Below are 543 nucleotides of genomic sequence, written 5' to 3' on the forward strand. Positions count from 1 at the left end.
ACGGGCGCCACGATCGAATACTCGACCGATGGCGGTCATACTTGGAACACCAGTTTCAACGCGGTCGAAGGCGTGAATGACGGACAGGTTCGGCAGACCGATGTCGCAGGCAATACATCGGATCCGACCTCGTTCAGCTTCACGCTCGATACGTCGGCCGCCGCGCCGGGTGTTGCACTAACCGCCGACTCAGGCAGCAACGCTACCGACCACATCACCAATGTCGGTACGTTGAATCTTACGGGTGTTGAAACCGGCGCCACGATCGAATACTCGACCGACGGCGGCCATACCTGGAACACCAACTTCAACGCCGTCGAAGGCGTGTACGACGTACAGGTTCGGCAGACCGATATCGCAGGCAATACGTCGGATCCGACTTCTTTCAGCTTTACGCTCGATACCTCGGCCACTGCTCCCGGTGTCGCTCTGACTACCGATTCCGGCAGCAGTGCCACCGACCACGTCACCAATGTCGGTACGTTGAATCTTACGGGTGTTGAAACCGGCGCCACGATCGAATACTCGACCGACGGCGGCCAT

Annotated in this window: 1 protein-coding gene; it reads left to right on the forward strand. The window is 58.7% G+C overall.

The genetic code is table 11. The features are described 5' to 3' along the window. Nucleotides 1–543 (forward strand): Ig-like domain-containing protein (locus AC3WLY_RS35190; RefSeq protein ID WP_492332764.1); only part of this gene is annotated, 543 nt, incomplete at both ends.

This window comes from Burkholderia sp. FW306-1C-G01B, assembly GCF_058781685.1.